The 4,631-nt window shown below is 70.3% G+C and carries 5 protein-coding genes; 3 read left to right on the top strand and 2 right to left on the bottom strand.

The window, feature by feature from the left end; translation table 11 throughout:
- Both FNH05_RS32740 and FNH05_RS32735 read right to left on the bottom strand, forming a co-directional pair.
- A partial coding sequence (locus FNH05_RS32740; RefSeq protein ID WP_144592717.1) for a single-stranded DNA-binding protein occupies positions 1–394 on the bottom strand: 394 nt, incomplete at its 3' end.
- A gap of 97 nt (positions 395–491) precedes the next feature.
- Positions 492–1,235 carry an SDR family oxidoreductase gene (locus tag FNH05_RS32735; RefSeq protein ID WP_144592716.1) on the bottom strand — a complete coding sequence of 248 codons (744 nt, stop codon included), beginning with the start codon at positions 1,233–1,235 and terminating at the stop codon, positions 492–494.
- A 132-nt stretch (positions 1,236–1,367) separates the two neighbouring features.
- Here FNH05_RS32735 and FNH05_RS32730 point away from each other — a divergent pair, with 132 nt between their 5' ends.
- The 3 genes from FNH05_RS32730 (at position 1,368) to FNH05_RS32720 (ending at position 4,514) form a co-directional block, all read left to right on the top strand.
- Positions 1,368–2,213: a helix-turn-helix transcriptional regulator gene (locus FNH05_RS32730; RefSeq protein ID WP_144592715.1), complete on the top strand. Its 846-nt coding sequence runs from the start codon at positions 1,368–1,370 to the stop codon at positions 2,211–2,213.
- Positions 2,214–2,257: 44 nt separating this feature from the next.
- The gene (locus FNH05_RS32725; protein ID WP_144592714.1) at positions 2,258–2,803 is read left to right on the top strand and encodes a TetR/AcrR family transcriptional regulator; all 546 of its coding nucleotides are present in this window, start codon (positions 2,258–2,260) and stop codon (positions 2,801–2,803) included.
- Positions 2,804–2,933: 130 nt separating this feature from the next.
- The gene (locus FNH05_RS32720; RefSeq protein WP_144592713.1) at positions 2,934–4,514 is read left to right on the top strand and encodes a GMC oxidoreductase; all 1,581 of its coding nucleotides are present in this window, start codon (positions 2,934–2,936) and stop codon (positions 4,512–4,514) included.
- The last annotated feature ends 117 nt before the right edge of the window (positions 4,515–4,631 follow it).

The raw sequence follows: 4,631 nt of genomic DNA, 5'->3' as shown, positions 1-4,631 counted from the left end.
CGCCCGGACCGCTCGCCCCGCCACCGCTTCGGCCCGCCTTGTTCACCTTGGCGGTCGCGTACCGCAGGGAGGGCCCGACCTCGTCGACCTCAAGCTCCACCACGGTGCGCTTCTCGCCCTCCTTGGTCTCGTACGACCGCTGTTTCAACCGGCCCTCCACCAGCACCCGGGTGCCCCTGGTCAGGGACTCGGCGATGTTCTCGGCCCGCTGCCGCCAGGCGTTGCAGTGCAGGAACAGCGCCTCGCCGTCCTTCCACTCCCCGCTCGCGCGGTCGAAGGTCCGCGGCGTGGACGCCACGGTGAAGTTCGCGACGGCCGCGCCGGACGGCGTGAACCGCAGCTCCGGATCGGCGGTCAGGTTCCCGATCACGGTGACAACCGTGTCTCCAGCCATCGTCTCGTCTCGCTTCCTCGTGCCGTCTCACCGGACCTGGCCATCATGCCCGCGGCCACCGACAGTTTCCGGCCTTCACCGCTCCGACCTGCGGGAATCAGCGCCCCGGCAGGTTCGCGAGCGCCTGCGAGCGGCGGGCCACGAGGTCGCCGTAGGTCCCCTCGCGCTCGGCCCACCGGTGCTGGAGGACGCCCTGGACGAGGATCTCGCCGGGTGTGGGGTTCTCCGCCAGTAGCGCCATGACTTCGTCCAGGAACGCGTCGAGGTCCAGCGCGTTCGGGTTCATCCGCTTGGCCTCCGGCACCGTGGCGACGGCCGGTGGTACGAGTTCGGCGACCTCGACGCCGGTGCCGTCCAGTTGTGCCCGCAGCGACTCGCTGTAGGCGTGGACAGCGGCCTTCGACGCGCCGTAGGTGGGCATGAGCGGGAACGGGAGGAAGGCGATGCCCGAGCTGACCGTGATGACCGTCCCGGCGCCACGGGCGATGAGGTGGGGCGTGAAGGCGTCGATCACCCTGATGGTGCCGAGGAGGTTCGTGGCGATGGTCGTCTCGGCGGCGGTGATGTGCGCCGGGTCCCGGAGGTCTTCGGTGAGCATGACCCCCGACATCGTCACCACGACGTCGAGACCGGGGTGACCGGCAAGCACGCTGTCGCGCGCTCGGAGGACCGAGTCCGGGTCGGTGACGTCGATCTCGACGGCGGGAAGGTCGCCGGCCTTCGCGATGTCGCGGCCGCCGACGACGACCGTGCTGCCCGCGGCGGCGAACCGGCGGGCCAGTCCCAGCCCGATGCCCGAGGTACCCCCGACGATCAGGACTGTGCGGTTGGTGATCTCCACGATGCTCTCCCTGTGCGTGGCGTTCGTTCACCGCAACCTTCCCGGGGGTCACCGGGTGCCGGAAGGTCCCTGCCGATCCGGGTAGTGGCAGGACCCCCTTTCCGGAGCGAGGGCGGGGCTAGCGTGTGGGTGATGGACCGCGACGACGACACGAACCGGCTCGGCGCCTATCTCCGCGCCCGCCGTGAACTGGTCACGCCGGAACAGGCCGGCATCCCGGCGGGGGCCCACCGCCGTGTCCCGGGACTGCGGCGGGAAGAGGTCGCGATGCTGGCCGGCATCAGCGGCGACTACTACCTGCGGCTCGAACGCGGGCGCGACAGGAACCCCTCCGCACAGGTGCTGGAGGCGCTCGCGCGCGTCCTCCGGCTGGACGGCGTCGAACACCAGTACCTGCTCGACCTCGCGCAGCCCCGCCGGCGCGCACGCCCCCGTCGCCGGGCCGAGCAGGTCCCCGCCCGGCTGCACCACCTGCTCGCCGCCGTCGGGATGCCGGCGTTCGTCGAGGGCCGGGCGTACGACGTCCTGGCGTCGAACGCGCTCGCCGTCGCGCTCTCACCCCGGCTGCGGCCCGGGGAGAACCGGCTGCGCTCCCTGCTGCTCGATCCCGAGGAACGGGAGTTCCACCTCGACTGGGACGCGACCACCGCGCAGTTCATCGGCTCCTTCCGCAACTCCATCGGCGACCGGACCGACGATGCGCACATCGTCGAACTCGTCGGGGAACTGTCCCTGGCCAGCGAACGCTTCCGCACCCTGTGGGCACGCCACGACGTCCGCCGGCTCGAGGGCGGCACGGCCACCGTCAACCACCCCGTCGTCGGGGAACTGCACCTCAACCGCGACAAGCTTCCGGTCGGCGACCTCATCCTCGTGCTGTACTACCCCGACGAAGGAAGCGAGAGCGCCGAGAAACTGCGTGTGCTGGCGTCGCTGGCCGCGCAGACCGGCGACGCTTCTCCCGTGAATCAGGTGTGACGCCGCGACCGTCGGGCCTGGGGCGGTCGGGGATACTCTCCCCCGTGCGGGCGAGAGAACGGATCCTGGACGCGGCCACGGCACTGATGGAACGGTCGGGATTCGAGGCCGTGAACATGCTGGCGGTGGCCCGCGAGGCCGAGGTCTCCCGGCAGACCGTCTACGCGCACTTCGGCAGCCGCGAGGACCTGATCTCCGAGGCGATCATCCGTATCTCCGGGCAGGTGTTCGACCGGGTCAACGCCCGGCTCACCACGGCATCCGACGCCGCCGAGCACGTGGTGGAGTTCGTCGTCGCGGTGCGGTCGGAGTTCAGGCAACACCCGGTGCTCGGCGCGCTGGCGTTCCCGGACCGCGGCAGCCCGCTGTTCGACGACCAGCTCTTCGCGCGTGCGACACCCGTGGCCGAGCGGTTCCTGGCGCCGATCGCGGCGCGTGAACCCCGCCTGGCCGCGCGCTTCGACGACGTCGTCGAGATCACCCTGCGGTTCGGGTTGTCCATCCTCCTGTTCGACAGCGACGCCGTCCGCACCGACGACGATCTCCGTGCCTTCCTGCGCCGGTCGCTGCTCCCGGCGCTCACCCTCTGACGGTCACGCCGGTCGCCAACCCGCGGCTCCTTGACACTCCGAGGCCAGACTGTCCAATTCGATCTTGACACCTGTCCTTTCACCTGTCTAGTTTTCCTCGCGTCTCCCCTCACCGACCGCGAGGAGCGCCATGCCCGCCCTGACTCGCCGTTCCCTGCTCGCCGGCGCCGCGGCCACCGCGGCACTGTCCACCCTCGGCGCACCGAGAGTCCTTGCCGCGCCCCGCAACCCGGTCCCGCTGACCCGCGAGGAGCACCGGGTGGTGATCATCGGCTCGGGCTTCGGCGGAGGCGTGACCGCGCTCCGGTTCGCACAGGCCGGTGTGCCGTCCCTGGTCCTCGAACGCGGCCTCCGCTGGCCCACCGGACCGAACGCCGAGACATTCCCGCATCCCACCTCGCCCGACAAGCGCCTCTTCTGGCTCGGCTCCGCTCCCTCGCTGTTCGGCATCGTGCCGCTGGGGTTCGAGCCCTACACCGGGCTGCTGGAACGCGTCGGCGGCAACGGCATGAACATCCTGTGCGCGGCGGGAGTGGGCGGCGGATCCCTGCTGTACCAGGGCATGACGCTCCAGCCCAGCGAAGAGGTGTTCAACGCCAACCTGCCCGAACAACTCGACTACGCGCGGATGGACCGCGTCTACTACCCTCGCGTGGCCCGGATGCTGCGGCTCGAGACCGCTCCCGACGAACTGGTCGACAGCAAGACCTATCTCCCGTCGCGCGTGTTCGCCCGCAACGTCCAGCGGGCGGGCTACGCCCTGGAGAAGGTCCCGATGCCGATCGACTGGAGCTACGCGCTCCGCGAGTTGAACGGCGAGATGAAACCCTCCTACACCAACGGGGACTGCGCTTTCGGTGTCAACAACGGTGGCAAGCACTCGGTGGACGTCACCTACCTCGCCGCCGCGGAGGCCACCGGCCTGGCCACCGTCGCGACCCTGCACAACGTCACCGACGTGGCACTGGGCAAGGACGGCCGCTGGCGGGTCTTCGCCGACCGCATCGCCACCGACGGGACCGTGCTGGAACAGAAGATCATCACGACCCGGGCACTCGTCATGGCGGCGGGCACGGCCGGGACCACCAGGCTGTTGATGCGCGCGGCGGCGAAGGAACTGATTCCGGACCTGCCCGACGGCCTGGGGACCAACTGGGGTTCGAACGGGGATCGCATCTACTTCTGGACGGACTTCGCCGAGGACTTCGGGATGCCCCAGGGCGGTCCGGTGGTCTACTGCAGCAAGGAGTGGGACGATCCCGCGCTGGCCAACACCGTCATCCAGGCCTCCATCCCGCCGCTGCCCGACATCCGGTCCACCATGCTGGTCGGCTACGGGGTGAGCCAGGGACGGGGCCGGTTCGTCTACGACTCCACAAAGGACGATGCGGTGCTGCACTGGCCCGCCGACGGCGACACCAGGCTGTACCGGAGAATCCAGGAACGGGTCTCGACCATCGCCGGGCCCTTCTCCACGCTCCTCGACACCACCGCGGTGTACCCGTCCACCTGGCATCCCCTGGGCGGCGCCTCGATGGGCATCGTCTGCGACCTCGCCGGGCGCGTGAAAGGCCACCGCGGTCTCTACGTGCTGGACGGGGCGCTGATGCCGGGCAACACCGCTGCGTGCAACCCCTCGATGACCATCGCGGCCGTGGCCGAGCGCGCGACGGACGAACTGCTCGCCCAGGACGCGGGCGTGGTTTTCTGACCCGGCCGGTCGAGGGATGAGGCGGTTTTCGCATTACCCCGGTGCCCGGCGGGCGGGGCACGATAACCTGCCCCCTGCCGGGCGCAGGCAGGCTCGGGCAGAACACTCCGGCATACG

Origin of the sequence: Amycolatopsis rhizosphaerae, assembly GCF_007713715.1 — a bacterium.
In the GTDB taxonomy this organism is placed as follows: domain Bacteria; phylum Actinomycetota; class Actinomycetes; order Mycobacteriales; family Pseudonocardiaceae; genus Amycolatopsis_E; species Amycolatopsis_E rhizosphaerae.
The sequence above is the reverse complement of the archived record's forward strand: the minus strand, read 5'-3'. Positions and strand labels throughout refer to the sequence as shown.